The following is a 25,109-nucleotide window of genomic DNA, read 5'->3' as shown; positions in this document are numbered from 1 at the left end:
TCGGCGGAGACGCATCATGCTGATACAGGCCATCGCCTTCTATTTCTTTGCGACCATCGTCGTCGCCAGCGCTGTCATGGTGGTGATGGCGAGGAACCCCGTGCACTCGGTGCTGTGGCTGATCCTCGCCTTCTTCAACGCGGCCGGGCTGATGGTGCTGCTCGGCGCCGAGTTCATCGCGATGCTGCTGGTGATCGTCTATGTCGGCGCGGTTGCGGTGCTGTTCCTGTTCGTGGTGATGATGCTCGACATCGATTTCGCCGCGATGCGGGCAGGCTTCAGCCGCAATGCGCCGTTGGGGCTGCTGATCGCCGCGATCCTGCTGGCCGAGCTGATGCTGGGCGTGGGCGCCTACAGTGCGGGCGGGCTGACGCTGGGCACGCCGGATGGCTCTGCGGTGCAGGCGGCGGACACCAGCAATATCGAGGCGCTCGGCGCTCTGCTTTATGGCCGTTACATCGTGCTGTTCGAAATCGCGGGGATCATCCTCCTGGTCGCGATGATCGGTGCGATCGTGCTGACCTTCCAGCCGCCCAAGCCGGGTGCCCGCGCGCGGCAGGACGTGGGCAAGCAGATCCGCCGCCGTCCGGAAGAAGCCACTGTCATGAAGAACCCCGAAGTGGGTCAGGGGATCGAGCTGTGATCGGGATCGAACATTACCTTGTCGTGGGCGCGATCCTGTTCGTGCTCGGCGTGCTGGGGATTTTCCTCAACCGCAAGAACGTGATCGTCATCCTGATGGCGGTCGAACTGATCCTGCTTGCGGTGAACCTCAACCTCGTCGCTTTCAGCGCCTTCCTGAACGACCTCACCGGCCAGATCTTCGCGATGCTGGTGCTGACGGTCGCTGCGGCCGAGGCTGCGATCGGCCTTGCGATCCTCGTGATCTACTTCCGCACCCGCGGCTCGATCGCGGTGGACGATATCAACCGGATGAAGGGGTAAGGCGCGATGCATCCGATCCTCATCATCGTCTTCGCGCCGCTGGTCGCTGCCCTGATTGCGGGGCTCGGCAACCGGTTCATCGGCAATGTCGCGGCGAAATCCGTGACCACCGCTGGACTGTTTCTGGCTGCTGCCTTGAGCTGGCCGATTTTCCTCGGCTTTCTGGGTGGCACGGCGACCGCCGAGGTCGTGCCCGTCCTCAAGTGGGTGCAGTCCGGCACCCTGACCTTCGACTGGGCTTTGCGGGTCGATACCATGACCGCGATCATGCTGGTCGTGATCAATTCGGTCTCGGCGCTCGTGCACCTCTATTCGTGGGGGTACATGGAAGAAGACCCGGATCAGCCGCGGTTCTTTGCCTATCTCTCGCTGTTCACCTTCGCGATGCTGATGCTGGTGACGGCCGATAACCTCGTCCAGATGTTCTTTGGCTGGGAAGGGGTGGGGCTTGCGTCCTACCTGCTGATCGGGTTCTGGTACAAGAAGCCCAGCGCAGGCGCGGCTGCGATCAAGGCCTTTGTGGTCAACCGCGTGGGCGATCTCGGCTTCATGCTCGGCATTTTCGGCACCTACATGGTGTTCGGCACCACCTCGATTGCCGAAATCCTTGCAGCTGCGCCTTCGATGAGCGGGTCGACGATCACCTTCGTCGGGATGCGCCTCTACACCATGGATATCCTGTGCATCCTCCTGTTCATCGGCGCGATGGGCAAGAGCGCGCAGCTGGGCCTGCACACCTGGCTTCCCGACGCGATGGAGGGGCCGACCCCGGTGTCGGCGCTGATCCACGCGGCGACCATGGTGACGGCGGGCGTGTTCATGCTGTGCCGCCTCTCGCCCATGTTCGAGACCGCGCCGACGGCGCTGACCATCGTCACCATCGTGGGCGCGGCGACCTGCTTCTTTGCCGCCACGATCGGCACGACGCAGTGGGACATCAAGCGGGTGATCGCCTATTCGACCTGCTCGCAGCTCGGCTATATGTTCTTTGCGGCGGGCGTCGGCGCTTACGGCGCGGCGATGTTCCACCTGTTCACCCACGCCTTCTTCAAGGCGCTGCTGTTCCTCGGTGCGGGCTCGGTGATCCACGCGATGCACCACGAGCAGGATATGCGCTACTATGGCGGCCTGCGTAAGAAGATCCCGCTTACCTTCTGGGCGATGATGATGGGCACGCTGGCGATCACCGGCGTGGGCATCCTCGGGGTGTTCGGCTTTGCGGGCTTCTATTCAAAGGACGCGATCCTCGAGGCGGCCTATGCGCGTCACAACGGGGCGGGGCAGTTCGCCTTCTGGGCGGGCGCCATCGCGGCGCTGCTGACGAGCTTCTACTCGTGGCGTCTGATGTTCCTGACCTTCTGGGGCAAGCCGCGCTGGGAGCAGTCAGAGCACATCCAGCACGCTGTTCACGATGCGCACGGGCATGACGATCACGCGCACGGCCACGGCCACGATGACCACCACGGTCACGGCTCGGACGACGGCACGGCGGGCTATCACCCGCACGAAAGCCCGGTATCGATGCTGCTGCCGGTCGGTATCCTCAGCCTCGGCGCGGTGTTCGCAGGCTTCGTGTTCCACCACCAGTTCATCGACGGCGCGAGCTTCTGGAATGGGTCGATCTTCTACAACGAAGACCTGATCCACGCGATGCACGGCGTGCCGCTGTGGGTGAAGCTGACTGCAACCATCGTGATGCTGGTCGGCCTTGCGGGCGCTTACGTGGCCTACATCGCCAAGCCCGACATTCCTGCGAAGTTCGTCGCCACCTTCGGCGCGCTGCACCAGTTCGTCTATCGCAAGTGGTACTTTGACGAGCTTTACGACGCCCTGTTCGTCAAGCCTGCCTTCGCCTTCGGCCGCTGGTTCTGGCAACTTGGCGATGTCGGCACGATTGACCGCTTCGGCCCCAATGGGATCGCCTGGGTGGTCGAGCGTTCGTCGGTCGCCGCGAAGTCGATCCAGTCGGGCTATGTCTACACCTATGCGCTGATCATGCTCCTCGGGCTGGTCGGGGCTGTCACCTACGTTCTGCTTTAGGAGCGCGCTTCGTAATGGAAGGCCTTCCCATCCTGTCGCTGATGATGTGCGTGCCGCTGGCCGGTGCGGCGCTGTGCCTGTTCTCAGGCGCGGCGGCTGCCCGCTGGATCGCGCTCGGGGCGACGCTTGTCACCTTCGTTCTGGGCGTGTTGCTCTGGGCCAATTACGATGTGGGCGGCCCGCAATGGCAGTTCACCGAGCGCGCCGAGCTGTTCGCGGGCTTTAGCTATGCGCTGGGGATCGACGGGATCGCGCTGCTGCTGATCATGCTCAGCGTTTTCCTGATGCCGGTCTGCATCCTTGCCAGCTGGGACTCGATCGAGAAGCGCGTCGGCGAATACATGGCGGCCTTCCTGTTCATGGAGGTGCTGATGATCGGCACCTTTGCCGCGCAGGACCTGTTCCTGTTCTACGTCTTCTTCGAGGCGGGCCTCATCCCGATGTATCTCATCATCGGGGTGTGGGGCGGGGACAACCGCATCTACGCGAGCTACAAGTTCTTCCTCTACACGCTGCTCGGCTCGGTGCTGATGCTGATCGCGATGTTCTGGATGGTCGCCGAGGCCGGCACCTCCGACATCCCGACGCTGATGCAATACGGCTTCCCCCCGCAGGCGCAGACTTGGCTGTGGCTCGCCTTCTTCGCGAGCTTTGCGGTGAAGGTGCCGATGTGGCCGATGCACACTTGGCTGCCCGACGCGCACGTGCAGGCGCCGACCGCTGGTTCGGTGATCCTTGCAGGCGTGCTGCTGAAGCTGGGCGGATACGGTTTCATCCGGTTCAGCCTGCCGATGTTCCCCGAGGCGAGCGCTCAGTTCGCATGGCTGGTCTTCGCGCTGTCGATGATCGCGGTGGTCTATACCTCGCTGGTCGCGCTGGTTCAGGCCGACATGAAGAAGCTGATCGCCTATTCTTCGGTCGCGCACATGGCGATCGTTACTGTCGGCCTGTTCGCCTTCAATGTGCAGGGGCTCGAGGGCGCGATGATCGTGATGCTGTCGCACGGCCTCGTCTCGGGCGCGCTGTTCCTGTGCGTGGGCGTGATCTACGACCGCCTGCACACCCGCGAGATCGCGCGTTACGGCGGCATTGCCACCAATATGCCCTATTACGCGTTGTTCTTCCTGCTGTTCACGATGGCGAGCATCGGGTTGCCGGGCACCAGCGGCTTCGTGGGCGAATTCCTTTCGCTGGCCGGGATTTACCAGACATCGAGCCTCGTTGCCCTGATCTGCACCACCGGGATCATTCTGGGCGCGGCCTATATGCTTTACCTCTATCGCCGCGTGGCGTTCGGGCCGCAGACCAATGACGATGCCGCTGCGATGCCGGATATCTCGGCGCGCGAATGGGTGATGATGGCCCCGATTGCGGCGGCGGTGCTGTGGATGGGTGTCTATCCGGAAAGCTTCCTCGCCCCGATGCGCAAGGACATCGCTATGCTCGATGCGCGGCTCGCTGCTGCGGCGCCCGCTGGTGATGCTCGTCTTGCGCCGGGTACACCCCGCGCCAAGGCCGCCAACGCGCTGGAACATCACGGCGCCGGGCATGAGGGCATGGATCACGAGAGCGGCACAAAAGAGAATGCCGCGGAGGGCGCACACTGATGGATTTCGCCGCTTCTTTCGCACTTGTCCGGCCTGAACTGCTGCTGAGCGGTGCAGGGCTCGCGCTGCTGCTGGTTGCTGCCTGGGGCGGTGACAAGGCTGCGCGCCTCATCGCCATCATCGCCGCCAGTGCGCTGTTCGGCGCAGGTCTGATGCTTGTTCCGGCCCTGCACACTGGCACCGACGGCCCGGCCACGCTGGCATTTGGCGGACTTCTCAAGATTGACAGCTTCGCGCTGTTCGCCAAGGCGCTGATCTATCTCGCCGCCATTGCCGCCTTGATGATTGCCCCGGCTTTCTTCTCCAGCCCGTCAGCTGGGATCGAGCGCGGGATGCGCGCCGAATATCCGGTGCTGGTCTTGTTCGCGGCTGTTGGCATGAGCCTGATGGTGTCGGCCAATGATTTCATGAGCCTCTACCTCGGGCTCGAATTGAACAGTCTTGCCGCCTACGTGCTGGCCGCAATCCTTCGGCGGGACACCCGCTCGGGCGAGGCGGGTCTCAAGTACTTCGTGCTGGGCGCACTGGCTTCGGGGATCCTGCTATACGGGATGAGCCTGCTGTATGGCTTCACCGGCGGCACTGCGTTCGAGGCGGTGCGCGCAGGTCTTACCGGGCAGATGGGCACCGGCGCGCTGCTGGGTCTGATCTTCGTGCTCGCAGGCCTCGCCTTCAAGATCAGCGCCGTGCCGTTCCACATGTGGACGCCTGACGTCTATGAAGGCGCGCCGACGCCCGTCACCGCCTTCTTCGCCACCGCCCCCAAGGTCGCCGCCGTGGGTCTGACCGCGCGCGTGGTGTTCGAGGTGTTTGGCGGTCAGGTTGTCGCATGGCAGCAGATCGTGATGTTCATGGCGCTGGCCTCGATCATCTTCGGCGCGTTGGGGGCAATCGGGCAGGAGAACCTGAAGCGTCTGCTGGCCTATTCCTCGATCAACAATATCGGCTTCATCCTGCTCGGCCTTGCCGTGGCGAATGTCGACGGCGCGTCGGCGATGCTGGTCTACCTGTTCATCTACGTCGCCATGAGCATCGGCAGCTTTGTCGCGCTGCTGATGCTGCGGGGCGAGGATGGGCAGGTGTTTGAAACCTTCGCCGACATCCGCGGCCTTTCGGTCACCCGTCCGGCGATTGCCTGGGCACTGCTGATCTTCATGTTCAGCCTCGCCGGCATCCCGCCACTGCTCGGGTTCTACAGCAAGTTCGTGGTGTTCCAGGCGACCATCGAGGCGGGGCTTGTGGCCTTCGGCGCCATCGCCATCGCAGTGAGCGTGATCGGGGCGTTCTATTACATCAAGTTCGTCAAGGTGATGTTCTTCGATGAACCCGCAGGCGTCGTCACCGGTAAAAGCGAGACGGGGCACTGGGTGCTGCTTGGCCTCACCGCGCTGATCATCTCGCCGCTCGGTTACCTGCTGACACCTTCGCTGACCGATCTGGCCGACAAGGCCGCCCGTTCGCTGTTCATCGTCTCGGTTTGATCCACCTCGCCGAACAGACCGGCTCGACCAATGCCGACCTCGCCGCCGCCCTGCGCGGCGGGGAGGGGTGGCCAGAGGGATCGTGGCTGGTCGCCCGCCGCCAGACCGCCGGACGCGGACGGCAGGGGCGCGAGTGGTTCGACGGGGCGGGCAATTTCATGGGCTCGACGGTGGTGCAACTGGGCGAGGGTGGCCCGCCGCCCGCCAGCCTCAGCTTCGTCGCCGCGCTCGCCGTTCGCGATGCGGCGGCCGCGGTGGTGGGGGAGGGGGCTCCGCTTGGCCTCAAGTGGCCGAACGATGTTCTGCTTGATGGCGGGAAGCTCTCGGGCATTCTGCTCGAAATGGTGCGCGGGCATATCATTGTCGGCATCGGGGTGAACCTTGCACATGCGCCGCAAGTTGAAGGCCGCAAGACCGCCGCGCTGGCAGACGTTGCCGCGCCGCCGCTGCTCGAGGATTTCGCTGCAAGCCTTGCCGCCGCCTTCGACCGCAGGCTGGAAGCGTGGCGCACCTACGGCCTTGGTGCGACACTTCACGCCTTCCAGAACCAGTCGGTCCACGCGCAAGGGGCACCGCTCACGGTCCACGATACCGACGGCTCGGTGCTCTCTGGCACCTTTGCCGGACTCGAGGAATCCGACGGAGCCTTGCGCCTGCGCTTGGCGGATGGGCGCGAACGTGTCATTCGCGCAGGCGACATTTCTTAAGCCAAGGACTGCAACCCATGCTGCTCGCCGCCGATGTCGGGAACACCAATGTCGTCTTCGCGCTGTTCACCTATGAGCCGGACGGCACGCACACCATCCGTGCGCGGTGGCGCATTGCTACCGATCCGCGCCGGACGGGGGACGAATATGCGGTGTGGCTCCTCCAGCTCCTGAAGATCGAAGGGGTAGAGCGCGACGCGATCACGCAGATCATCGTTGCCTCGGTGGTGCCGCGCGCCGACCACAACCTTACCGTTCTGTGCGAGAAGTATTTCGGCATCACCCCCCTGTTCGCAGGGCAGGGCACCGCGCGCTGGCGGTTCGAGATCGATGTTGACCAACCGTCATCATTAGGGGCCGACCGCGCGCTCAACATTCTTGCCGCGCATCACAAATATGGCGGTGACCTCATCATTGTTGATTTCGGCACAGCGACCAAGTTCGAGGCGGTGGATTACACCGGCGCCTACAAGGGCGGGTCGATCGCGCCGGGGATCAATCTCAGCCTTGATGCGCTCGTGGGCAAGACCGCCAAGCTCCCGCGCATCGCTATCCGTGCGCCTGCCAGTCGATCCGTGATCGGCCGCAACACCGAAGACCAGATGCTGATCGGCGTGTTCTGGGGCTACGTTGCAATGATGGAAGGCATGGTCGCCAAGATGAAGGCCGAGATCGGCCGCCCTGCCAAGGTCGTCGCCACGGGCGGTCTTGCGATCCTGTTCGACGACGCGACCGACATCTTCGACCATGTCGATGCCGACCTCACCCTTGATGGCCTCGCCATCCTCGCCCGCCAGGCTGAAACCGCCTGAGTGCGCATAGCGTAAGAGACCTTGTGAAGAACGATTACACCCCCGAAGACGAACTCCTGTTCCTTGCGCTGGGCGGCTCGGGCGAGATTGGCATGAACGTCAATCTCTACGGCTGCCAGGGCAAGTGGATCATGGTCGATCTGGGCATGACCTTCTCGGGCAACGAATATCCCGGCGTCGAGCTGGTCTTCGCCGATCTCGACTTCATCGAGGAGCGGCGCAAGGATCTGCTCGGCATCGTCCTGACCCACGCGCACGAGGATCACATCGGCGCGGTGCCCTATTTCGCGGGTGACCTGGGCGTGCCGCTTTATGCGACACCCTTCACCGCCGATCTGGTGGCGAGGAAGCTGGAAGAGGCCGGGCTGCTCGGACAGGTCGAACTCAACATTATCGAAGACGATCACGGCCAGATCGACCTCGGCCCGTTCACTATCACCTACCTGCCGCTGGCGCACTCGATTGCCGAGGGCAATGCCCTGCTGATCGACACGCCGCACGGGCGCATCTTCCACACTGGCGACTGGAAGCTCGACGATGATCCGATCATCGGCGAACCCACCACCGAGGAAGAACTGCGCGCAATCGGTGCAGATGGCGTGTTGGCGCTGGTGTGCGATTCCACCAACGTCTTCAACCCCAATGCCTCGGGCAGCGAGGGTGCGGTGCACAAGGCGCTGATGGAGGAAGTCGCGCGCCACACAGGCAAGCGCGTCGTCGTCACCACCTTCGCGAGCAATGTCGCGCGCCTGCAAACGCTGGGCGAAGTGGCGCGGGAAACGGGGCGGCAGATCTGCGTCGCGGGCCGTTCGCTCGATCGCATTATCGAGGTGGCGCAGGACAACGGCTACCTCGCTGATTTCCCCACCCCGGTCGACTTCGACACCGCGATGGGCCTGTCGCGTGGGCAGGTGCTGATCCTCGCCACCGGCGGGCAGGGCGAGCCGCGGGCGGCGCTCGGGCGGATGGCGGACATGAACCACCCGATCGAACTGGTCGCTGGCGATGTGGTGCTGTTCTCCTCGCGCCAGATCCCCGGCAACGAGATCGCCATCGGCAAGATCCAGAACCAGCTCGCCGCGCGCGGTATCCAGATGGTGACCGACCGGCAGGCGCTGATCCACGTCTCGGGCCACCCGGGGCGGCCGGAGCTGGAGGCGCTCTACGATTGGCTCAAGCCCGAGGTGCTGGTGCCGGTGCACGGCGAAATCCGCCACATGGCCGAGCAGGCCCGCGTCGGCAAGGCGAGCGGAATCCCGCATCAAGTGGTGCAGAAGAACGGAGACATCGTCCGCCTCGCGCCGGGCAAGCCGGGCAAGCTCGGCGAAGTGCGCGCCGGGCGTCTGGTGCTCGATGGCGACATCATCTCGCCCGCTGATGGCGATGCGATCACCATGCGCCGCCGGATCGCGGGTGAGGGCGTGCTGGTGGTGGTGCTGGCGCGCGGGAGCCGTCCGGTGATCGAGGCGGTGGGCCTGCCGCTTGACGAGGACCTCCCCGAATTTCTCGCCGAGGCATCCGAGGATGTGCTCAACGCCATCAAGCGCCTCAAGGGCCGCGACGCGAAAGATGAGGCCGCGATCCGCGAGGCGGCGCGCCTTGCCGCCCGCCGCGCGGCGCAGCGCTGGTCAGGCAAGCGCCCGCAGGTGCGGGTTGTCATGCCGGGAGCAGCCGCCTGATGCAGATCACCTCGATTGCGGCGATCTACTTCCTGTTCTTCGTGATGAGCGGCTTTCTGATGCTGCCCTTCGGCGTCAAGACCGCCGACGAGGTGGGGGCGGACAAGGTGCCGGGGCAGGCCGATAGCGCGCCGATCAACTTCCAGCCCGGCAAGGTCGCTGCCCGCGCATCAGTGGTCGCAGCGCTCGCCACGGCGCTGTTCGTGGCCAATTACCACTATGGCTGGGTGACGGTCGCGGATATCGATTTCCTGCCCAAACCGCCTGCTGCCAGCGCCACCTAGGTGCGGAACCGCTGGATTGCCTGCGCGAGAGCGACGTAGAGCTTGCCCATGTCCGATCCCAGCATCGTCACGCTCAGCACGTGGCCATCGCGGGTCGAGAGCGTCTGCCGCAGCAGTGCCTCGAAATCGTGGATGTAGCGGCTGACATTGGCCTTGAACGTCTCGTCGGCGCTGTAGAGCGTGGCGATATCCTTGGCGGTGCCATTGTCGATAAGGCGCACCGCGCGGCGGGTGAAGATGCCGCGGTCGCCCTTGAGATAGGCGTCCCACGCTGTGTCGGCGACCTCGGTTGAGAGGCCTGCGGTGATGTCGATAGCCGCAGAATTGAGGCTGTCGGTGATCAGCGCCATCCGCCGCGCAAAGTCATTATTGACCTGCTCTTCAGCCAGTTCGCGCGCACGAGTGACGCGCTGTTCGAGATTTCCGGTAAGTTCGTTCACCTTGACCAGCTGATCGCGCAGCTGAATTGCCGCCTCGCGCCCGACCCCGGCGGCGTGTGCCGCGGATTGTTCAAGCTTGCCGAGCGTGGAAGCCGCCTCGGTGCGCAGCGCACGTTCAAGCACGCCGACGGCGTCGGCCCCGATACTGCCAGCCAGCGCCAGCAACCGCTCGCGCGCACCCTGATCGAGCGTGGCGAAGGCCTGCGCGATGGCCTCTTCGAGCGTGCCGAGCGCCGCGCGCAGCGTGTTCTGACTGGCGTTCGCCAGCGCGCCGCTTTCCTCTGCCAGTCGCGCAAAGCCGCCGCGCAGCCCCTGAAGCCGGGCGAGGGCGTCCTCGGTCTCCTCCGCAAGATGCGACTTGAACCCGGCAATCGCGACTTCAGCCGCGTCGATTTCGCTACGGGTCTTGAGCAGATAGTCGGACAGGTCGCTGCCTGCCTGCGTGCTCCGCAGCATCAGCGCTTCGACCTTGTCGGCGCGGGCCTCGACCCCTTCGAGCGCCCCGTTGGCCGCGCTGATCGCGGTCGTCAGATTCTCACGGCAGGTGCGGGTGCCCGATTGCAGGATTTCGAGCATCCGCACGCTGCTGTCGGTGAGCTGCACCAGCTGCGCCTCGGTCGCGGCAAGTGCCACACGCTTGTCGGCGAGCTGCTGCATGAGGGCGTTCAGGCCTTCGCCAAGCGTCGAGCGGGTGGCCTCACCGGACTGGCTGATGGCCGCGATCGCGCGTTCGAGCTCGGCCGCCTGTTCGCCGAGCGCATCACCAAGCGCCACCAGCTTTTCAATCTCGGCCATCTGCGCCTCGCGCCGCTGCGCCAGCGCATCATCGAGCGCGGCGAGCCGCTGCGCCAAGACTTCGCTGGCCTGCGCTTCGGTCGTCTCGAAGGCGGCCTGGCGCTGCTGGATCAGCTCTTCAAAGCGGCTGCCGCGCGCCTCGATCTGGCTGTCTATCTGCTGCGCGGCATCGCGCAGATCGGCGAGGCGCTGCGCACTTGCGGCCTGCGTGCTGCGGTCAAGCTGGTCGACCAGCTGGAGCTTTTCCGTCATCGCCTCGTGCAAGGCGGTGATGGTTGCCGCGAAATCGGTTTGCGCCTGCGTGGTTGCGGCGTGCAGGCTGTCGGCGATGGTGTTTGCCTGCGCGCGAATATCCTCCACCCGTCCGGCTTGCGCGCTGAGTGCTTCGCTTTCGAGTGCGGCAATGCGTTCGCGATAGGCCTCCGCTTCGTTCTGCAAGGCGGCAAACCGCTGGGTCACGAGCGCTTCGACCCGTGCGACCTGCGTTTCGAACTGGCCCAGGGCATCGCCCACCTGCGCAGTCAGGCGCGCAACCTGCGCTTCGCTGCTGTTGCCTGCTTCGCCCAGCGCGGTCATGCCGCCGGTAAGCTTGCCGAGCTGATCCTCGGCGGTGCGCCCTGCCGCACCGATCTGGTTGGCCACGTCGCGAGCCGCGTTCGCAATCACGGGCAGATCATCGCGCAGGCGGTTCATATTGCCGAGCGCGGTCTCACTCGTGGTGCTGATGGCTTCGACCTGTGCGCCGTTGCTGGCAATAAGCGCCTGCAATTCACCCGCATGGGCACCCAGCCGCTCTGCCGCAATGCGGCCCAGTGCTTCAAGATCACGCGCTTGGGCGGCAAGAAACTCGCGCGCCAGACTGAGCTCGCGGTTGACCACCTTGAGCCGGGCTTCAAGCGCGGCGCTCTCTCGGTTCATCAAAGCGGCAGTATTGGCAAAGCGCACCGCTTCGGCCTGCGAGGAACGCATCGCCAGCAGCCAGCCGATCCCCACCAGCGCGACCGGCACCGCCCAGCTGACCACCCAGCTCGCCCATTGCGCAGGCGCGGCGCCCGCCAGCATTTGCGCCCAATTGGCCCAGACGAAGAACCCGCTCCATGCGGCAGTAACCAGAATGGCCAGCACCGCCATAAGCCTGTGCGAGCCGCCCGGATGATCGCCAGCATGGGCCTCGTCCTCAGCCCAGCTTTCAGCAAGGTCGAGCGTCTCTTCCCCCGCAAGAGCCTGCCCGCCGACCTCCGGAAGTGTCGTATCCCCCGAGCCGCTTTCGCCGCCGCTGCGCCCCAAGGCGCGCATCTGGTGCCGTCCTGTCATGGGCGCTTTCATACCACACCGCCGTTGTGGATAAACCCCGCATTAACCCAATCGCGCGTATTCGCGGGAGCATGGCATTCAATCATGGCGCCCTTGATGCAACCCTGGCGGCAGCGGCCGGCGATGATGCCGCGCTGCTGCGCGAGTTGCGTGCGGCCTTCATCGAAAGCGCGATGCGGCAGCTTGACCTGCTCAAGCGGGCGCGCTGCGACGGCAATTGGCACGTTGCGGCGATGCGGCTGAAGGGGCTGGCGGCGAGCTTCAATGCCGAAGACCTGCTGCAAGCTGCGGAAATCGCGCTTCACGCCGCACCAGGCGAGCCTATGGCGATCCGCGAGGTCGAGGGCGTTCTCGCCCGCTTCAGCCGCGCACAGACCGCTGACCTGCGCCGCGACGCCCGTCGCTGACAGCCATCGCCTCGCCGATGGGCGGGGTAATCTTTCAACTGCGGCTTGAACCCATGCTCTGAACGCGTCACCCTCGCGGCCGCAATGCCGAGGGGGTAATGATGCGCGTTGGCCTGATCGCTGCGCTGAAGACAGATCGCGAGGGGAGCCTGCGCGCGTCTTTGCCGCTTGCGGGGCGCAGCGTGCTGGCGTGGCAAGGTGCGCTGCTGCAATCGCTCGGCGTCGAGCGGGTGGTCTGCCTGACTGCGACCCATTCGGCCGAAATCCTCGCGCTCCAGCACAGCATCGAGGGTAGCGGCGCGGCCTTCCATGCCTTGACCGGCTTTGCGGCGCTGCCTGCTCTGGTGCGCGCCGAGGATGATCTCTTCATCATCGCCGACGGCTTGGTGCCCGATGCCGAGATCGTGCGCGGGATGTTCACCAGCGAGAGCGCCTTGCGTCGCATGGTTGCGGCATTTCCGGCCGACCATCCCCTTGCCGCGGCCTTCCCGGAGGATTTCGAACGGATCGATGCGAGCCGCAATTGGGCCGGAGTCCTTGCGATGCGCGGCGCGCCGGTGCAGCAGCTTGCGGATTTCCCAGCCGATGCCGATGCCGTGTCCCTGCTGCTGCGGCTTGCCTTGCAAAGCGGGACACCCCTACGCGACCTTGCAGCGCACGAACCCCTGGATCAGCGCTGGATCTTGGCCGATGACGGCGACCGGGTCGCGGCGGCCGGGGAAGCGCTGATCGCCAGCGCCGCCCCACCACGCGACTGGCGCGCTCCGATGGAGCTGCTCGCCGGTCTGCTGGCCCGTGCGCTTGCGCAGCGCGGTCAGGGGCAGGGCGGGCTGGTGGCGGGCGGGATCGGGCTGGCGCTCCTGTTGACCGGCGTGATGACGGCTGCGTTCGGCCCGCCTGCCGCAGGGCTGCTGCTGGCAGGGCTGGGCACCCTTGGTCTGCGGGTGGCGCAGGCCCATGCGGCGCTTGCCCGGCGCTTGCTGGAAATTGTCAAACCCAGCACCGCCACCGGCGCGGAGATGCTGGGCGCGGTGAGCGACCTCCTCACCGCGCTCCTGCTGTGGTTTGCGCTTGCGCCGTGGCCGAGTTGGCAGCCGCTTGCCGTGCTTGGCCCGGTCACTGTCGGTTTGGCCGTTCTGGCCGCGCGCAGCGAGGGTGAGGCGCTCGCCCGCCCTGCCGCAGACCGCGCTTCCTGGCTCCTGGTGCTTGCGCTTGCCTCTGCCTTTGACCTGTTGCCTGAAGCGCTGGCCTGTCTCGCCTTGGGGCTATTGACAGCTTTGCTGCTGCGCGGACGCAAGACTTGATCTAACGCGGTCTTAACTATGTGGGGGTAACCCTCGCAAGGATGGGCGAAAAGACGATGGACCTGGCCGCCGACGCTGCTGTCGAGGCGATCCTCACAGAGGAGCTCGCGCGGGAAACCCGTGCGCTGACGGCGGTCGTCCCGGTCTTGCGCCACCTGCTGAGCAGCGAAGCGCAGGCGCTGGTCAGCGACGCGGTGCTCGCCCGGGTGCGCGGCATGATCCACGACCTTGCGGCACAATTGCTGGCGCTGCGGGCGGGCAGCGATCCGGCCATAAGGTTGCCCGCCCATTCGATCGAGGCATCCGTGCTCGATCCGCTGGCCGAGCAGCTGATGGCCGACGAAGCCCTGCTCGCCCATTGCCATGCACTTGCCGCCGAGAGCCTGATTGCCGAACGCCTGCAAACGCGCCACGCGGTCGATCCGGTGCTGAGCCCCTTGCTCCAGGAACTGATCGCGGCAGAAGACCCCGCCATTGCCAGCCTCGCCATGGCGACACTCGCAGGGCAATCGCGCTTCGTGCAAAGCCAGCGGCGCATGGAATTGCCGCTCGCCGAACTTCCCGCCGAACTGTTCCATCGCCTGCTGGCGGGCGTGCAGAGTCAGATGGGCGATAGCGAGGCCGCGACGCGCTTGCAGGCCGGTTACGACGAGGCGGCGGGGCGGCTTGGCCTGCTGGCACGGCTCGTCGCAGCGATGCGCCGGGGCGCGGTGGCGGCGCTGGGTCTGGACCATGCCGGGGTTGCGCTGTTCGCCAGCGCACTCGCAGCCGCGACACGCCAGCCGCGCGCCGGTGTCGTGCTCGCCTGCCTTGATGGGCAGGGACTGCGGCTCGCATTGCTGTTGCGGGCAGGCGGCGTCGATGGCCGGGCGGCGGAGCGGCAGGTGATGCTCGCCGATCCGAACGGACGTCCGCCGCGCGGGCTCGCCGAAATTGCCCCCGCGCAGGCCGAGGCGCTGCTGGCGGGCAGCGGTGGCGGGCGATGAACGCGATGGATCACACCGACAGCCTGCTCGGCGCCTATGGCCTCACGGATGCGCGCGACCGGCTTCTGAGCGCGGATGCGCCGCTCGCCGAGTTGCAGGAGCGCTGCGGGGGCGACCTGCCGGGCACGCTCGCGATCCCTGAACTGCTGGCATTGGTGCAGCAGGCGCGGGCGATGGGCCTCAAGATCGCGCGCAGCTTTTCCGCATTTGATGGCGATGCTGAAGTTTCCGGCTTTGCGCGCATTCACCCCCTTGCGGAGGGCGAAGGCGGCGGCTGCGAGGTGCTGGTCGAGAACTGGCAACGCAGCCCGCTGACGCCGCCCAGCGCGCGCGAGTTCGCGGAAAAGATCGATGCCATCGACCGCGCCACCGCGGAAGTCAGTGCCCGGCTCGACGCACGCCAGCGCTTGCAGGTGCTGAGCGCACTCGCGCCCGATGCTGCCGAATTGCAGAAGGCTGCCACCGAAGCCCCCGGCACGACCTGGAGCACGCTGGTCGAATTGACCGGCGTCAGCCATCATCAGCCGCTCCACTGGCGGCTGCTCGACGGAGCCACGTGCCGCTTTGCCGGGTCGGCCCGCAATTGGCGGGTGCGCCTGATCCCGCTCGGCCCCGATGCGCAAAACCCTGCGGGGTTCGAACTGCTGCTGATCGCCGAAGAGCCGCTCGGCGAAACGGTGGCCGACCAGGCCGACAGCGCGGCGCCCGAGGCTCTCCCCTCGCGCCTCGTCGGCACAGCGCTGACCCCGGTGCTGCGCCAGCCGGTCGCGCGGATCATTGCCAATGCCGAAAGCATCCGCGCCCGCCTCGCCGGCCCGCTGCGTGATGAATACAGCGAATACGCGGGCACGATCGCCAGCGCCGGGCAGCATCTTGCCGCCATGCTGGACGATCTTGCCGATCTCGAAGTGGTCGAAACGCCGGGCTTCTCGACGGCGAGGGAGCCCGTCGATCTCGCCGATGCGGCGCGCCGGGCAGCGGGGATCCTCGGGGTGCGCGCGCAGAACCGCGACACCGTGCTGGTGGTCGAAGGCGAGCGCGGCGCGGCGGTGGCGACGGCGGAATTCCGGCGCGTGCTGCAAATCCTCATCAACCTGATCGGCAACGCCATTGCCTACGCCCCGGCCGCAAGCACGGTGACGATCACCGCGCTTGCGGCCGGTGAGGGGCGGGTGGCTCTCACGGTCGCCGACGAGGGGCCGGGCATTACCCCCGAACAGGCCACCCGCATCTTCGACAAGGGCGAACGTCTCGGCCGTGACAGTGACGGTGGTCGTGACGGGGGATCAGGCCTTGGCCTCTATATCTCGCGCCGTCTAGCCGAGGCGATGGAAGGGAGCCTCACCGTCAGCGCGGCACCCGGCGGCGGGGCGTTGTTCCGGCTCGAACTTCCGGCGCATTGATCAGCGCCTGATCTTGCTGGCCCACCACAGCAAAAGCGCGCCAACCACTGTGGTCAGCGCGCCGTAAAGCACCCATTGCTGCTGCGCGAGCATGAAGCTGCTGGCGGGCCAGTTCAAAAGCCCTGCGCCCTGAAGCGCCCAGATGATGCCCATGACGACTAGGAAAACCCCTGCCGTCCTGAGCATCATCATGGGGTGTCAGTCTCTCAGCGCTTGTCGAGCGGGATGTAATCGCGCTCCGTCGGGCCGGTGTAGAGCTGGCGCGGACGCCCGATCTTCTGGCCGGGATCGCTGATCATCTCGTTCCACTGCGCCACCCAGCCCACGGTGCGGGCGAGGGCAAACAGCGCGGTGAACATCGTGGTCGGGAAACCGATCGCCGAAAGGATGATGCCCGAATAGAAGTCGACGTTGGGGAACAGCTTCTTCTCGATGAAGTAGGGATCGCTGAGCGCGATTTCCTCAAGCCGCAACGCGGTTTCGAACAGCGGATCGGTGACCTTCAGCGCATCGAACACTTCGCGCACGGTCTTCTGCATCACCGTCGCGCGCGGGTCGTAGTTCTTGTAGACCCGGTGACCGAAGCCCATCAGGCGGAACGGATCGTTCTTGTCCTTGGCGCGCTCGATATAGTGCGGGATTTTGTCGGGCGTGCCGATTTCCTTGAGCATATTGAGCGCCGCTTCATTCGCGCCGCCATGCGCCGGGCCCCACAGGCAGGCGATGCCGGCCGCGATGCACGCAAACGGGTTCGCGCCCGAAGAGCCCGCCAGACGCACGGTCGATGTCGAGGCGTTCTGTTCGTGATCGGCGTGGAGGATGAAGATCCGGTCCATCGCGCGCTCGACCGCCGGGATCACCTCATATTCCTCGGCCGGAACGCCGAAGGTCATGCGCAGGAAATTGCCGGTGTAGGACAGGCGGTTGTCCGGATACATGAAGGGCTGGCCGACCGAATACTTGTAGGCCATCGCCGCAATCGTCGGCATCTTGGCGATCAGCCGGTGCGAGGCGATCATGCGCTGGGTCGGATCGGCGATGTCGGTGCTGTCGTGATAGAACGCCGACAGCGCGCCGACCACGCCGCACATCACCGCCATCGGGTGCGCATCGCGGCGGAAGCCCCGATAGAAGGTCATCAGCTGCTCGTGCAGCATGGTGTGGCGAGTGATGGTGTAGGTGAACTTGTCGAGCTCGTCCTTGCTCGGCAGTTCGCCGTTGAGCAGCAGGTAGCTGACTTCCATAAAGCTGGAATGTTCGGCCAGCTGGCCGATCGGATAGCCGCGGTGCAGCAGCACGCCCTCGTCACCATCGATGTAGGTCAGCGCGCTTTCGCAGCTGGCGGTCGAGGTGAAGCCCGGGTCGAAGGTGAACGCCCCCGTCTGCGCGTAGAGCTTGCGGATGTCGATCACATCGGGGCCGGTGCTGCCTTCGAGCACCGGATATTCGAAGGTCTTGCCCCCGAGTTCGAGTTTCGCCGTCTTGTCTGCCAAGATCTATCTCCTGTCCAAAATCCCTGCCGCGCCCCGTGCGACCCGCAGCCTGCCCTAGGCGGCCTGCGCTTCGAGCCGGGCGAGCGCTTCGTCCCGGCCCAAAAGGACCAGCACGTCGAAAATACCGGGTGATGTGGTCGTCCCGGTTAGCGCCGCGCGCATCGGCTGCGCCAGCTTGCCAAGGCCCAATCCCTGCTCCTCGGCGAGCGCCTTCGTAGTGGCTTCGAGCGCCTCGCTTGTCCAGTCGTTTTGCGCTGCAAGTGCGTTGCAAATGACGCGCAGGATGGTGCGCGCGTCACCTTCGAGCAGGGCGGCGGCCTTTTCGGTCATAGCCAGGGGGCGTTTGGCAAAGAGAAATGCTGCGCCCTCAATGACTTCGATGAGGCTCTTGGCGCGGACTTTGAGAAACGGCATCGCCCGGGTCAGCAGCTCGACATCGGCATCCTCGCCCAGCCTTTCGGCAACCAGCGCGGCAAGGCGCGCGTCATCAGCCTCGCGCAGATAGTGACCGTTGAGATTCTCGAGCTTCTTGATGTCGAAGCGCGACGGGCTCTTGCCAACGCCGGAAAGGTCGAACAGCTCGACAGCCTCGGTGCGGGTGATTTCCTCGCGGTCGCCGTGCCCCCAGCCCAGACGCAGCAGATAATTGAACAGCGCCTCGGGCAGGATGCCGAATTCGTCGCGATAATTCTCGACCCCCAAGGCACCGTGGCGCTTGGACAGCTTGGCCCCGTCGCTGCCGTGGATCAGCGGGATGTGGGCATAGACCGGATCAGGCCAGTTGCCCTCGATCGCGTTCATCGCGCGGATGATCGGCAGCTGGCGGAAGGCGTTGTTGAGGTGATCGTCGCCGCGGATCACATGGGTCACCCCCATGTCGTGATCATCGACCACCACCGCGAGCATATAGGTCGGCGTCCCGTCAGCGCGCAGGATGATGTAATCGTCGATTTCCTCGTTCTTGACCGTTACCGGGCCTTGCACCTGGTCATGGATCGTCACTTCGCCTTCGTTCGGGGTCTTGAGCCGGATGACGAAGGGAGCACCTTCCGGCGCCTCGGCCGGATCGCGGTCACGCCAGCGGCCGTCATACCGCAGCGGCTGCTTGTTGGCGCGCTGATGCTCGCGCATGGCCTCAAGCTCTTCAGGCGTGGCAAAGCACTTGTAGGCGTGGCCGGCGGCCAGCAGGATCTGCGCGACTTCAGCGTGGCGCTCGGCCCGGTCGGACTGGAACACCGGCGGCGCATCATAATCAAGCCCTAGCCAGGCCAGCCCTTCGATGATCTTGTCGATCGCGTCCTGGGTGGAGCGCTTGCGATCGGTGTCCTCGATCCGCAGCAGCGTGCGGCCGCCGTGGTGGCGGGCGTAGAGCCAGTTGAACAGCGCGGTGCGCGCGCCGCCGATATGCAGATAGCCCGTGGGCGAGGGCGCGAAGCGGGTGACCACCTCACCAGTGGTGGCGGTGTCTGCGCTGCTGCTTTCGCTTGCCATAAGCTTCGAGTTCCTGTTCACTTTGAGCGGCTTGGCGCCAGCATCCGATGGGGCTGAGCCGGCCGGGGGACAAGCCGATGCGCGATGTGCCGATCATTCCTATGGGGGAGGATCCGGGCGGCCCGGATACTGCCGCGCAGCGACGTGCGCGCCCTTGGCAAACCGGGGACCACTTGTCCAGCGCTGCGGGCGCGATCCGGCAAGGGCTGGATGCTGGCGAGCGCTTTCTCGGCGCCGCCGGGTTCGACCGGGCACCATGGCTGGCGGTGCTGTTTGCTGGCGGGATCGTGTGCTGGTTCAGCTTGCCGCAGATGTGGCAATGGTGCGCTGCGCTGGCGGGCAGTGCGGGCACCGCGCTTGCTGCTCTGGTGCTCTGGCCGCCGGGAGGTGCAGCCGATGAGACGCGGGCCAATCTGCGCCTTGCTGTTTTTGCCTGCGGCCTGGTGTTCGCCTTGGGGATTGCGGTCGTCTGGGCGCGCTCGGCGATTGTCGGCGCGCCGCCGGTCGCTGCGCCCCTCGTGCAGATCATCGACGGGCGCGTGCTTGAACGCGAGGATCAACCCGCCGAGGGGCGACTGCGCCTGACGCTGGCAGTGCGCGGGATCGGCGATGGGCCCGAGGCCGCGATCGCGCGCAAGGTGCGGGTCAATGTCCCGCTTGCCACCTTTGGTGAGAACGGGCTTCCGGCCGGACTGGCCGAGGGCGCGGTGGTGCGGCTGCGTGCACGGCTGATGCCGCCGGCGCCGCCGATGCTGCCCGGCAGCTACGATTTTGCCCGCGCGGCATGGTTCAAGGGGCTTGCGGCGACCGGAACAATGATCGGCCCACTCACCTTGCTCCATCCCGCGCCCGAGAGCGGCGGTCTGGCGAGCCTCCAGCGCGCGCTGGCCGCCCATGTTCGCGCACAGGTGCCTGGCTCGCCCGGAGCGATTGCGGCGGCCTTTGCGAGCGGCGACAGGGGCGGGATTGCGCCTGCGGATGAAGTGGCGATGCGCGATTCCGGCCTGACGCACTTGCTCTCGATCAGCGGTCTTCACGTCAGCGCGGTGATCGCGGCGGCATATGTGCTGGCCTTGCGGCTGCTGGCGCTGTGGCCGGGGTTGGCCTTGCGGGTGCGGCTGCCGGTGGCGGCGGCGGGCGCCGGGGCGCTCGCGGGGATCGGTTACACGCTTCTCACCGGGGCCGAGGTGCCGACGGTGCGCAGCTGCGTTGCGGCCTTGCTGGTGCTGGGCGCGCTGGTCGCCGGGCGTGAGGCGCTGTCCTTGCGGATGGTCGCTGTCGCCGCTGGTTTTGTGCTGCTGCTATGGCCCGAGAGTGCGATCGGGCCCAGCTTCCAGATGAGCTTTGCCGCGGTGCTGGCCATCGTCGCGCTCTCGAACAGCGCCCCGGTGCGCGCCTTTCTGGCCCCGCGCGAGGAGCCGTGGTGGGCCAGCATCGGCCGGCGGGTCGTGATGCTGTTCGTCACCGGCGTTGTCATCGAACTGGCGCTGATGCCGATCGTGCTGTTCCATTTCCACCGCGCTGGCATTTACGGTGCCTTTGCCAATGTGATCGCGATTCCCTTGGTGACATTTGTCTCCATGCCATTGATTGCGCTGGGTTTGCTGCTTGATGCGGTGGGGTTGGGCTGGCCTGTGTGGTGGCTGGTGGAACGCTCGCTCGCGCTCTTGCTCGGGATCGCGCACCTGACGGCGGGGCAGGCTGGCGCGGTCACATTGATGCCGCAGATCAGCGGGGTGACGGTGGCGCTGTTCGCAGCCGGTGGCCTGTGGCTTGCGCTGTGGCGCGGGCGGGTGCGGCTTGCAGGGTTACTGCCCGTCGGTCTGGCGAGCCTGCTCGTCTGGGCGACCCCGATCCCCGATCTGCTGGTGGCGGGCGACGGGCAGCAGGCGGGGATCACGCTTGCCGGGCCTGATGGAGAGACCCGCCTTCTGGCGCTGCGCGACAGCCGCTCGGCCTATACCCGCGACAATCTGATGGAACTGGCAGGCGTTGCCGCGGAGCCTGTACCGCTGGCCGAATGGCCCGGAGCGCGTTGCTCCTCGGCCTTCTGTGCCATCACGCTGCGGCGTGGCGGGCGGGACTGGTCCTTGCTGCTCGGACGGGGGCGGGCGCAGGTGGAGGAGCGCGCTCTGGCGGCGGCCTGCGCCGAGGCAGACATCGTTGTTTCGGAACGCTTTCTGCCTCGATCCTGCCGCCCGCGCTGGTTCAAGGCCGACCGGCGGATGCTCGAACGATCAGGCGGGCTTGCGGTTGATCTGGAAGCGCAAAGCATCACCACGGTTGCCGCGAGCCAGGGAGAGCATGGCTGGTGGCAGCCACCGGCAACACGCGCCCTGCCGCCAGAGCGGAGTATCCGGAAAGCTGCGATGATGCGGCAAAACCCTGCGACACCGTGACAAAAACCTGCGATGCGCCGACAGGAGCAGGGCAGGCGGGCACAAACGATGCGGTGCAGGGGCCGCCGCCACAATCCAACACGTCAGCCAGACCGATCAGGCCGGAAGCGCAGGGCTCGCGCCCTGCCTTCCGGCCCGCCTGTCGTCAGTGGTAGCGCCGCAGCAATCCGGCCAGCTTGCCCTGCACCTCGACTTCGCCGGGGGCATAGAACTGCGGATCATAGGCCGCATTGGCCGGATCGAGCCGCACCTTGCCGCCTTCGCGCCGCAGGTACTTGAGCGTCGCTTCCTCGCCGCGCACCAGTGCCACCACGATCTCGCCGTCGCGCGCGGTGTTGGTCCGCCGCACCAGGGCGAAATCGCCGTCGAAAATCCCGGCCTCGACCATCGAATCGCCCGAGACTTCGAGCGCGTAATGTTCACCCGGGCCAAGCAGCGCAGCAGGCACCGGCAGGGTCGACTGGCCTTCCAGCGCCTCAATCGGGGCACCCGCCGCGATCCGGCCGTGGAGCGGCAGTTCGATCACGTCATTGGCCGCTTCAGGCGCGCGCGCTGCCGGAGCAGGCATCGCCACGACATTGTCCCCCGCAGGCGCAGGCCGCGACGGGGTGGTATCGCCCGGTTCACGGATCACTTCGAGCGCGCGCGCCCGGTTGGGCAGGCGGCGCAGGAAGCCGCGTTCTTCCAGCGCGGAGATCAGCCGGTGCACGCCCGACTTGCTCTTCAGATCGAGCGCTTCCTTCATTTCCTCGAAACTCGGCGAGATCCCGGTTTCTTCCAGCCGCTGCTGGATGAAGACGATCAGCTCGCGCTGTTTTGCGGTCAGCATTGGTCAAACTCCTGTGGTCGCACCCACAACGCCCCCATGCTGGAGGCGCCGTGCCAATCCCTTGCGTGCGCCAAGAGGCACCCCGAAACAGGTGCGTTGATTGCACTTGTCGTCCGCCATTAAGGTGAACGAACAAGGAACAATTAGGAAACTAAATTACCCGAGTCAAGCGCGCCCGACGGCAAAACCGCGCAAATCAGCCATTTCGGAGCTGGAACACCGGAACGGGCGAGCCGGCGGCCAGCATCGGGGCGTGGGCGGGACGGTCGATCAGCGCGTCAGCAGCAGCCAGCGCCGACAGCGCCGAGGAATCCTGCGATCCGGCAAGGCGCACGCTCTCGCCTCTGATGAGGGCCCGCAGGAATTCGCGCCTTGGGCCGACCGCGGGGAGATCCTCGGCTGCCGCCATGATCACGGCGCGCGGCAAGGGCGCGGGATCGCCCATGCTGGCGCGCACCAGCGGAAGCGCGAAAAGGAACGCGGTGACAAAGCTCGATACCGGATTGCCCGGCAGCCCAAGGATGACTTGCGAGCCCTTGGCACTCTGGCGTGTGGCCACCAGCAGCGGCTTGCCCGGTTTGATCGCGATCTTCCAGAAGGCGATTTCGGCCCCCCAGTCCGCCAGCGCGGGCTTGATGAGATCGTGATCGCCCACCGATGCGCCGCCCGATGTGATGAGGATATCGGCCCCCTCGGCCAAGGCCAGCGCCTCGGCGAGCGCGGCGCGATCATCGGGCACCGGGCCAATGCGGGTGACCTCGCAGCCGAGCGGGGCGAGCATCGCTGCGATCATGGCCGCATTGCTGGCGGGGATCTGGTGCGGCAGGCAGTCAGCCGGATCGCGGGCAAGTTCGTCCCCCGAATCCATCACCGCAACCTTGACCCGGGCCGCGACCTCGATCGAGCCATGCCCGGCGGCCAGCACTAGCGCGAGACGGGCCGGGGTCAGCCGGGTGCCGCGCGTCAGCAGCAGGTCGCCCGCGTGAAAATCGAACCCCCGCGCACGGATGTGCCGCCCTGGCGGCGGAACTTCGGTTGCCGTGATGATCCCGGCCTCATCGCGGGCATCTTCCTGGAGCAGCACCCGGTCGGCCCCCGGCGGCACGATCGCGCCGGTCGAGATCCGCACGCACTGATTGTCCGACAGAACCTCGCGGAAGGGTGATCCGGCGCGGCTTTCACCCACCAAGCGCCACGGGCCTGCGCCCGGCGCGAGTGCATAGCCATCCATCGCTGACAGATCGGCCGCGGGCTGGGTGCGGGCGGCGCGGATGTCCTGCGCGATGCACCGACCTGACGCGGTATCGACCGGCACGGTTTCATGGGCCGGCTGCGGCGCGAGGGCAAGCAGGCGGGCCTGCGCGTCTTCGAGCGCCAGCGGCGCGCTCAAGGCTGCGCGCTCCAGTCGCCGGACTTGCCGCCGGTCTTGGCGATCAGGCGGACTTCGGAGATCACCATGCCCTTGTCGATCGCCTTGGCCATGTCATAGATTGTGAGGAGTGCGATGGAAGCGGCTGTCATCGCTTCCATTTCCACGCCGGTCTTGCCGGTCAGCGAGGCTGTGGCGGTGGCGCGGATCGCGCTTTCCTCATAGGCGAACTCGATATTGACGGCTTCGAGCCCGAGCGGGTGGCACAGCGGGATCAGCTCGCCGGTGCGTTTGGCGGCCATGATCCCGGCGATGCGCGCGGTGCCGAGGACATCGCCCTTGGGGGCATTGCCTGCGCGGATCGCTTCGAGCGCCTCGGCCGACATGGTGATCCGCCCCGAGGCGACCGCGCGCCGCGCCGTGGCGGGCTTGCCGCCGACATCGACCATGTGGGCCGCGCCGCTGGCATCGAGGTGGGTGAGTTTGCTCATGCCGCCGCTTGTGCGCCGAGCAGCGTTCGGGTGGCACTCGCAATATCGTCAGCCCGCATCAGGCTTTCGCCCACAAGGAAGCTGCGCACGCCTGCGGCTTCGAGGCGCTGGCAATCGGCATGGGTGTTGATCCCGCTCTCGCCCACGATCAGCGTGCCGGGCGGCATCAGCGGGGCGAGCCTTTCGGTGACGGCGAGCGAGGTGGTGAAGGTCTTGAGGTCGCGATTGTTGACCCCGATCAGGCGCGATTGGAGCGTGGCGGCGGCGCGTTCGAGCTCGGCCTCGTCATGGACTTCGACCAGCACGTCCATGCCCTGTTCGCGCGCGGCGGCTTCGATCTCGGCCATCTGCGCGTCGGAGAGGGCGGCGACGATGATCAGGATCGCATCGGCCCCGATGGCGCGGGCTTCGAGGCATTGCCAGGGATCGACCATGAAGTCCTTGCGCAGCACCGGCAGTGCGCAGGCGGCGCGGGCGGCGATGAGGTAATCCTCGTGCCCCTGAAAATAGGGCGCGTCGGTGAGGACGGAGAGGCACGCGGCACCGCCTGCTTCATAGGCGGCAGCATGGGCGGCGGGGTGGAAATCGGCGCGGATCAGGCCCTTGGAGGGGCTGGCCTTCTTGATCTCGGCGATCAGGGCATAGCCGCTGGCGGCGCGGGAGCGCAGGGCAGCCTCGAACCCGCGCGGGGCGCTCTGCGCGGCAGCAGCCCCGGCGAGCGCGGCGGGGGTGGTCGCGGCCTTGCGGGCGGCGACTTCGAGAGCCTTGTTGGCGCAGATTTCTTCGAGCTTGTTCAATTCAAAAACCGTTCGTGCTGAGCCTGTCGAAGCACC

The 25,109-nt window shown here is 66.2% G+C and carries 22 protein-coding genes; 14 read left to right on the top strand and 8 right to left on the bottom strand.

The features are described 5' to 3' along the window. The first annotated feature begins 19 nt into the window (after window positions 1-19). The 9 genes from PS060_RS14435 to PS060_RS14395 all read left to right on the top strand — a co-directional run bounded on the left by PS060_RS14435 (window position 20) and on the right by PS060_RS14395 (window position 9,555). On the top strand, window positions 20-643 hold the full coding sequence (locus PS060_RS14435) for an NADH-quinone oxidoreductase subunit J (RefSeq protein ID WP_273986931.1): 624 nt from the start codon (window positions 20-22) through the stop codon (window positions 641-643). Then, window positions 640-945, top strand: coding sequence for an NADH-quinone oxidoreductase subunit NuoK (gene nuoK, locus PS060_RS14430; RefSeq protein ID WP_273984116.1), 306 nt, complete (start codon window positions 640-642; stop codon window positions 943-945). Before PS060_RS14435 ends, nuoK begins: the two co-directional genes overlap by 4 nt. Window positions 946-951: 6 nt before the next feature. Continuing rightward, window positions 952-2,985 carry an NADH-quinone oxidoreductase subunit L gene (gene nuoL, locus PS060_RS14425; protein ID WP_273984114.1) on the top strand — a complete coding sequence of 678 codons (2,034 nt, stop codon included), beginning with the start codon at window positions 952-954 and terminating at the stop codon, window positions 2,983-2,985. Window positions 2,986-2,999: 14 nt separating this feature from the next. Then, window positions 3,000-4,592 carry an NADH-quinone oxidoreductase subunit M gene (locus PS060_RS14420; RefSeq protein ID WP_273984112.1) on the top strand — a complete coding sequence of 531 codons (1,593 nt, stop codon included), beginning with the start codon at window positions 3,000-3,002 and terminating at the stop codon, window positions 4,590-4,592. Next, on the top strand, window positions 4,592-6,073 hold the full coding sequence (gene nuoN / locus PS060_RS14415) for an NADH-quinone oxidoreductase subunit NuoN (RefSeq protein WP_273984110.1): 1,482 nt from the start codon (window positions 4,592-4,594) through the stop codon (window positions 6,071-6,073). Before PS060_RS14420 ends, nuoN begins: the two co-directional genes overlap by 1 nt. Then, window positions 6,070-6,780 carry a biotin--[acetyl-CoA-carboxylase] ligase gene (locus tag PS060_RS14410; RefSeq protein WP_273984108.1) on the top strand — a complete coding sequence of 237 codons (711 nt, stop codon included), beginning with the start codon at window positions 6,070-6,072 and terminating at the stop codon, window positions 6,778-6,780. The genes nuoN and PS060_RS14410 overlap by 4 nt, the downstream gene beginning before the upstream one ends. 17 nt (window positions 6,781-6,797) lie before the next feature. Next, window positions 6,798-7,592 (top strand): type III pantothenate kinase, encoded by a 795-nt coding sequence (locus tag PS060_RS14405; RefSeq protein WP_273984107.1) that lies wholly within the window; start codon window positions 6,798-6,800, stop codon window positions 7,590-7,592. Between the two features lie 92 nt (window positions 7,593-7,684). Beyond that, window positions 7,685-9,271 (top strand): ribonuclease J, encoded by a 1,587-nt coding sequence (locus PS060_RS14400; protein WP_443112424.1) that lies wholly within the window; start codon window positions 7,685-7,687, stop codon window positions 9,269-9,271. Next, window positions 9,271-9,555 carry a DUF1467 family protein gene (locus PS060_RS14395; RefSeq protein ID WP_273984102.1) on the top strand — a complete coding sequence of 95 codons (285 nt, stop codon included), beginning with the start codon at window positions 9,271-9,273 and terminating at the stop codon, window positions 9,553-9,555. Before PS060_RS14400 ends, PS060_RS14395 begins: the two co-directional genes overlap by 1 nt. Here the strand turns inward: PS060_RS14395 and PS060_RS14390 are convergent. Continuing rightward, the gene (locus PS060_RS14390; RefSeq protein ID WP_273984099.1) at window positions 9,552-12,104 is read right to left on the bottom strand and encodes an ATPase; all 2,553 of its coding nucleotides are present in this window, start codon (window positions 12,102-12,104) and stop codon (window positions 9,552-9,554) included. The two genes, PS060_RS14395 and PS060_RS14390, sit on opposite strands and share 4 nt — an antisense overlap. 71 nt (window positions 12,105-12,175) lie before the next feature. Between PS060_RS14390 and PS060_RS14385 the strand changes: the two genes are divergently transcribed. The 4 genes from PS060_RS14385 to PS060_RS14370 all read left to right on the top strand — a co-directional run bounded on the left by PS060_RS14385 (window position 12,176) and on the right by PS060_RS14370 (window position 16,204). After that, window positions 12,176-12,511: an Hpt domain-containing protein gene (locus PS060_RS14385; RefSeq protein WP_273984098.1), complete on the top strand. Its 336-nt coding sequence runs from the start codon at window positions 12,176-12,178 to the stop codon at window positions 12,509-12,511. 98 nt (window positions 12,512-12,609) lie between these two features. Next, window positions 12,610-13,815 (top strand): hypothetical protein, encoded by a 1,206-nt coding sequence (locus PS060_RS14380; RefSeq protein ID WP_273984097.1) that lies wholly within the window; start codon window positions 12,610-12,612, stop codon window positions 13,813-13,815. Window positions 13,816-13,871: 56 nt separating this feature from the next. Beyond that, entirely contained in the window at window positions 13,872-14,801 is a 930-nt protein-coding gene (locus tag PS060_RS14375) for a hypothetical protein (protein WP_273984095.1), read from the top strand. A 5-nt stretch (window positions 14,802-14,806) separates the two neighbouring features. After that, entirely contained in the window at window positions 14,807-16,204 is a 1,398-nt protein-coding gene (locus tag PS060_RS14370; RefSeq protein WP_273984093.1) for a sensor histidine kinase, read from the top strand. Here PS060_RS14370 and PS060_RS14365 read toward each other — a convergent pair whose 3' ends face one another. Genes PS060_RS14365 through gltX form a run of 3 tightly spaced genes read right to left on the bottom strand, consistent with a single transcriptional unit; the run spans window position 16,205 to window position 19,188 of the window. Then, window positions 16,205-16,396 (bottom strand): hypothetical protein, encoded by a 192-nt coding sequence (locus tag PS060_RS14365; protein WP_273984092.1) that lies wholly within the window; start codon window positions 16,394-16,396, stop codon window positions 16,205-16,207. It abuts the gene before it with no gap. A gap of 14 nt (window positions 16,397-16,410) precedes the next feature. Continuing rightward, entirely contained in the window at window positions 16,411-17,697 is a 1,287-nt protein-coding gene (locus tag PS060_RS14360) for a citrate synthase (RefSeq protein ID WP_273984090.1), read from the bottom strand. 54 nt (window positions 17,698-17,751) lie between these two features. Beyond that, window positions 17,752-19,188 (bottom strand): glutamate--tRNA ligase, encoded by a 1,437-nt coding sequence (gene gltX / locus PS060_RS14355; protein WP_273984088.1) that lies wholly within the window; start codon window positions 19,186-19,188, stop codon window positions 17,752-17,754. 173 nt (window positions 19,189-19,361) lie between these two features. Here gltX and PS060_RS14350 point away from each other — a divergent pair, with 173 nt between their 5' ends. After that, window positions 19,362-21,587, top strand: coding sequence for a ComEC/Rec2 family competence protein (locus tag PS060_RS14350; protein ID WP_337960222.1), 2,226 nt, complete (start codon window positions 19,362-19,364; stop codon window positions 21,585-21,587). 145 nt (window positions 21,588-21,732) lie between these two features. Here PS060_RS14350 and lexA read toward each other — a convergent pair whose 3' ends face one another. The 4 genes from lexA to trpC form a co-directional block, all read right to left on the bottom strand. Beyond that, complete coding sequence (gene lexA / locus PS060_RS14345) at window positions 21,733-22,416, bottom strand: transcriptional repressor LexA (protein WP_273984086.1); 684 nt, start codon at window positions 22,414-22,416, stop codon at window positions 21,733-21,735. Between the two features lie 196 nt (window positions 22,417-22,612). Next, complete coding sequence (locus PS060_RS14340; RefSeq protein ID WP_273984085.1) at window positions 22,613-23,806, bottom strand: molybdopterin molybdotransferase MoeA; 1,194 nt, start codon at window positions 23,804-23,806, stop codon at window positions 22,613-22,615. Further along, window positions 23,803-24,276 carry a cyclic pyranopterin monophosphate synthase MoaC gene (moaC, locus tag PS060_RS14335; protein ID WP_273984084.1) on the bottom strand — a complete coding sequence of 158 codons (474 nt, stop codon included), beginning with the start codon at window positions 24,274-24,276 and terminating at the stop codon, window positions 23,803-23,805. Before moaC ends, PS060_RS14340 begins: the two co-directional genes overlap by 4 nt. Further along, on the bottom strand, window positions 24,273-25,073 hold the full coding sequence (gene trpC / locus PS060_RS14330) for an indole-3-glycerol phosphate synthase TrpC (protein ID WP_273984082.1): 801 nt from the start codon (window positions 25,071-25,073) through the stop codon (window positions 24,273-24,275). Before trpC ends, moaC begins: the two co-directional genes overlap by 4 nt. Window positions 25,074-25,109: the final 36 nt, after the last annotated feature.

This window comes from Erythrobacter sp. BLCC-B19, from assembly GCF_028621955.1.
Taxonomy (GTDB): Bacteria; Pseudomonadota; Alphaproteobacteria; order Sphingomonadales; family Sphingomonadaceae; genus Erythrobacter.
This window is presented reverse-complemented; position numbering and strand designations above follow the sequence as displayed.

Bases quoted from the DNA above. Each gene is read 5' to 3' on its own strand.
- nuoL (WP_273984114.1), top strand. From the start codon at position 952: ATGCATCCGATCCTCATCATCGTCTTCGCGCCGCTGGTCGCTGCCCTG.
- PS060_RS14420 (WP_273984112.1), top strand. From the start codon at position 3,000: ATGGAAGGCCTTCCCATCCTGTCGCTGATGATGTGCGTGCCGCTGGCC.
- nuoN (WP_273984110.1), top strand. From the start codon at position 4,592: ATGGATTTCGCCGCTTCTTTCGCACTTGTCCGGCCTGAACTGCTGCTG.
- PS060_RS14405 (WP_273984107.1), top strand. From the start codon at position 6,798: ATGCTGCTCGCCGCCGATGTCGGGAACACCAATGTCGTCTTCGCGCTG.
- PS060_RS14400 (WP_443112424.1), top strand. From the start codon at position 7,685: ATGAACGTCAATCTCTACGGCTGCCAGGGCAAGTGGATCATGGTCGAT.
- PS060_RS14395 (WP_273984102.1), top strand. From the start codon at position 9,271: ATGCAGATCACCTCGATTGCGGCGATCTACTTCCTGTTCTTCGTGATG.
- PS060_RS14390 (WP_273984099.1), bottom strand. From the start codon at position 12,104: ATGACAGGACGGCACCAGATGCGCGCCTTGGGGCGCAGCGGCGGCGAA.
- PS060_RS14385 (WP_273984098.1), top strand. From the start codon at position 12,176: ATGGCATTCAATCATGGCGCCCTTGATGCAACCCTGGCGGCAGCGGCC.
- PS060_RS14380 (WP_273984097.1), top strand. From the start codon at position 12,610: ATGATGCGCGTTGGCCTGATCGCTGCGCTGAAGACAGATCGCGAGGGG.
- PS060_RS14375 (WP_273984095.1), top strand. From the start codon at position 13,872: ATGGACCTGGCCGCCGACGCTGCTGTCGAGGCGATCCTCACAGAGGAG.
- PS060_RS14370 (WP_273984093.1), top strand. From the start codon at position 14,807: ATGGATCACACCGACAGCCTGCTCGGCGCCTATGGCCTCACGGATGCG.
- PS060_RS14365 (WP_273984092.1), bottom strand. From the start codon at position 16,396: ATGATGATGCTCAGGACGGCAGGGGTTTTCCTAGTCGTCATGGGCATC.
- gltX (WP_273984088.1), bottom strand. From the start codon at position 19,188: ATGGCAAGCGAAAGCAGCAGCGCAGACACCGCCACCACTGGTGAGGTG.
- lexA (WP_273984086.1), bottom strand. From the start codon at position 22,416: ATGCTGACCGCAAAACAGCGCGAGCTGATCGTCTTCATCCAGCAGCGG.
- moaC (WP_273984084.1), bottom strand. From the start codon at position 24,276: ATGAGCAAACTCACCCACCTCGATGCCAGCGGCGCGGCCCACATGGTC.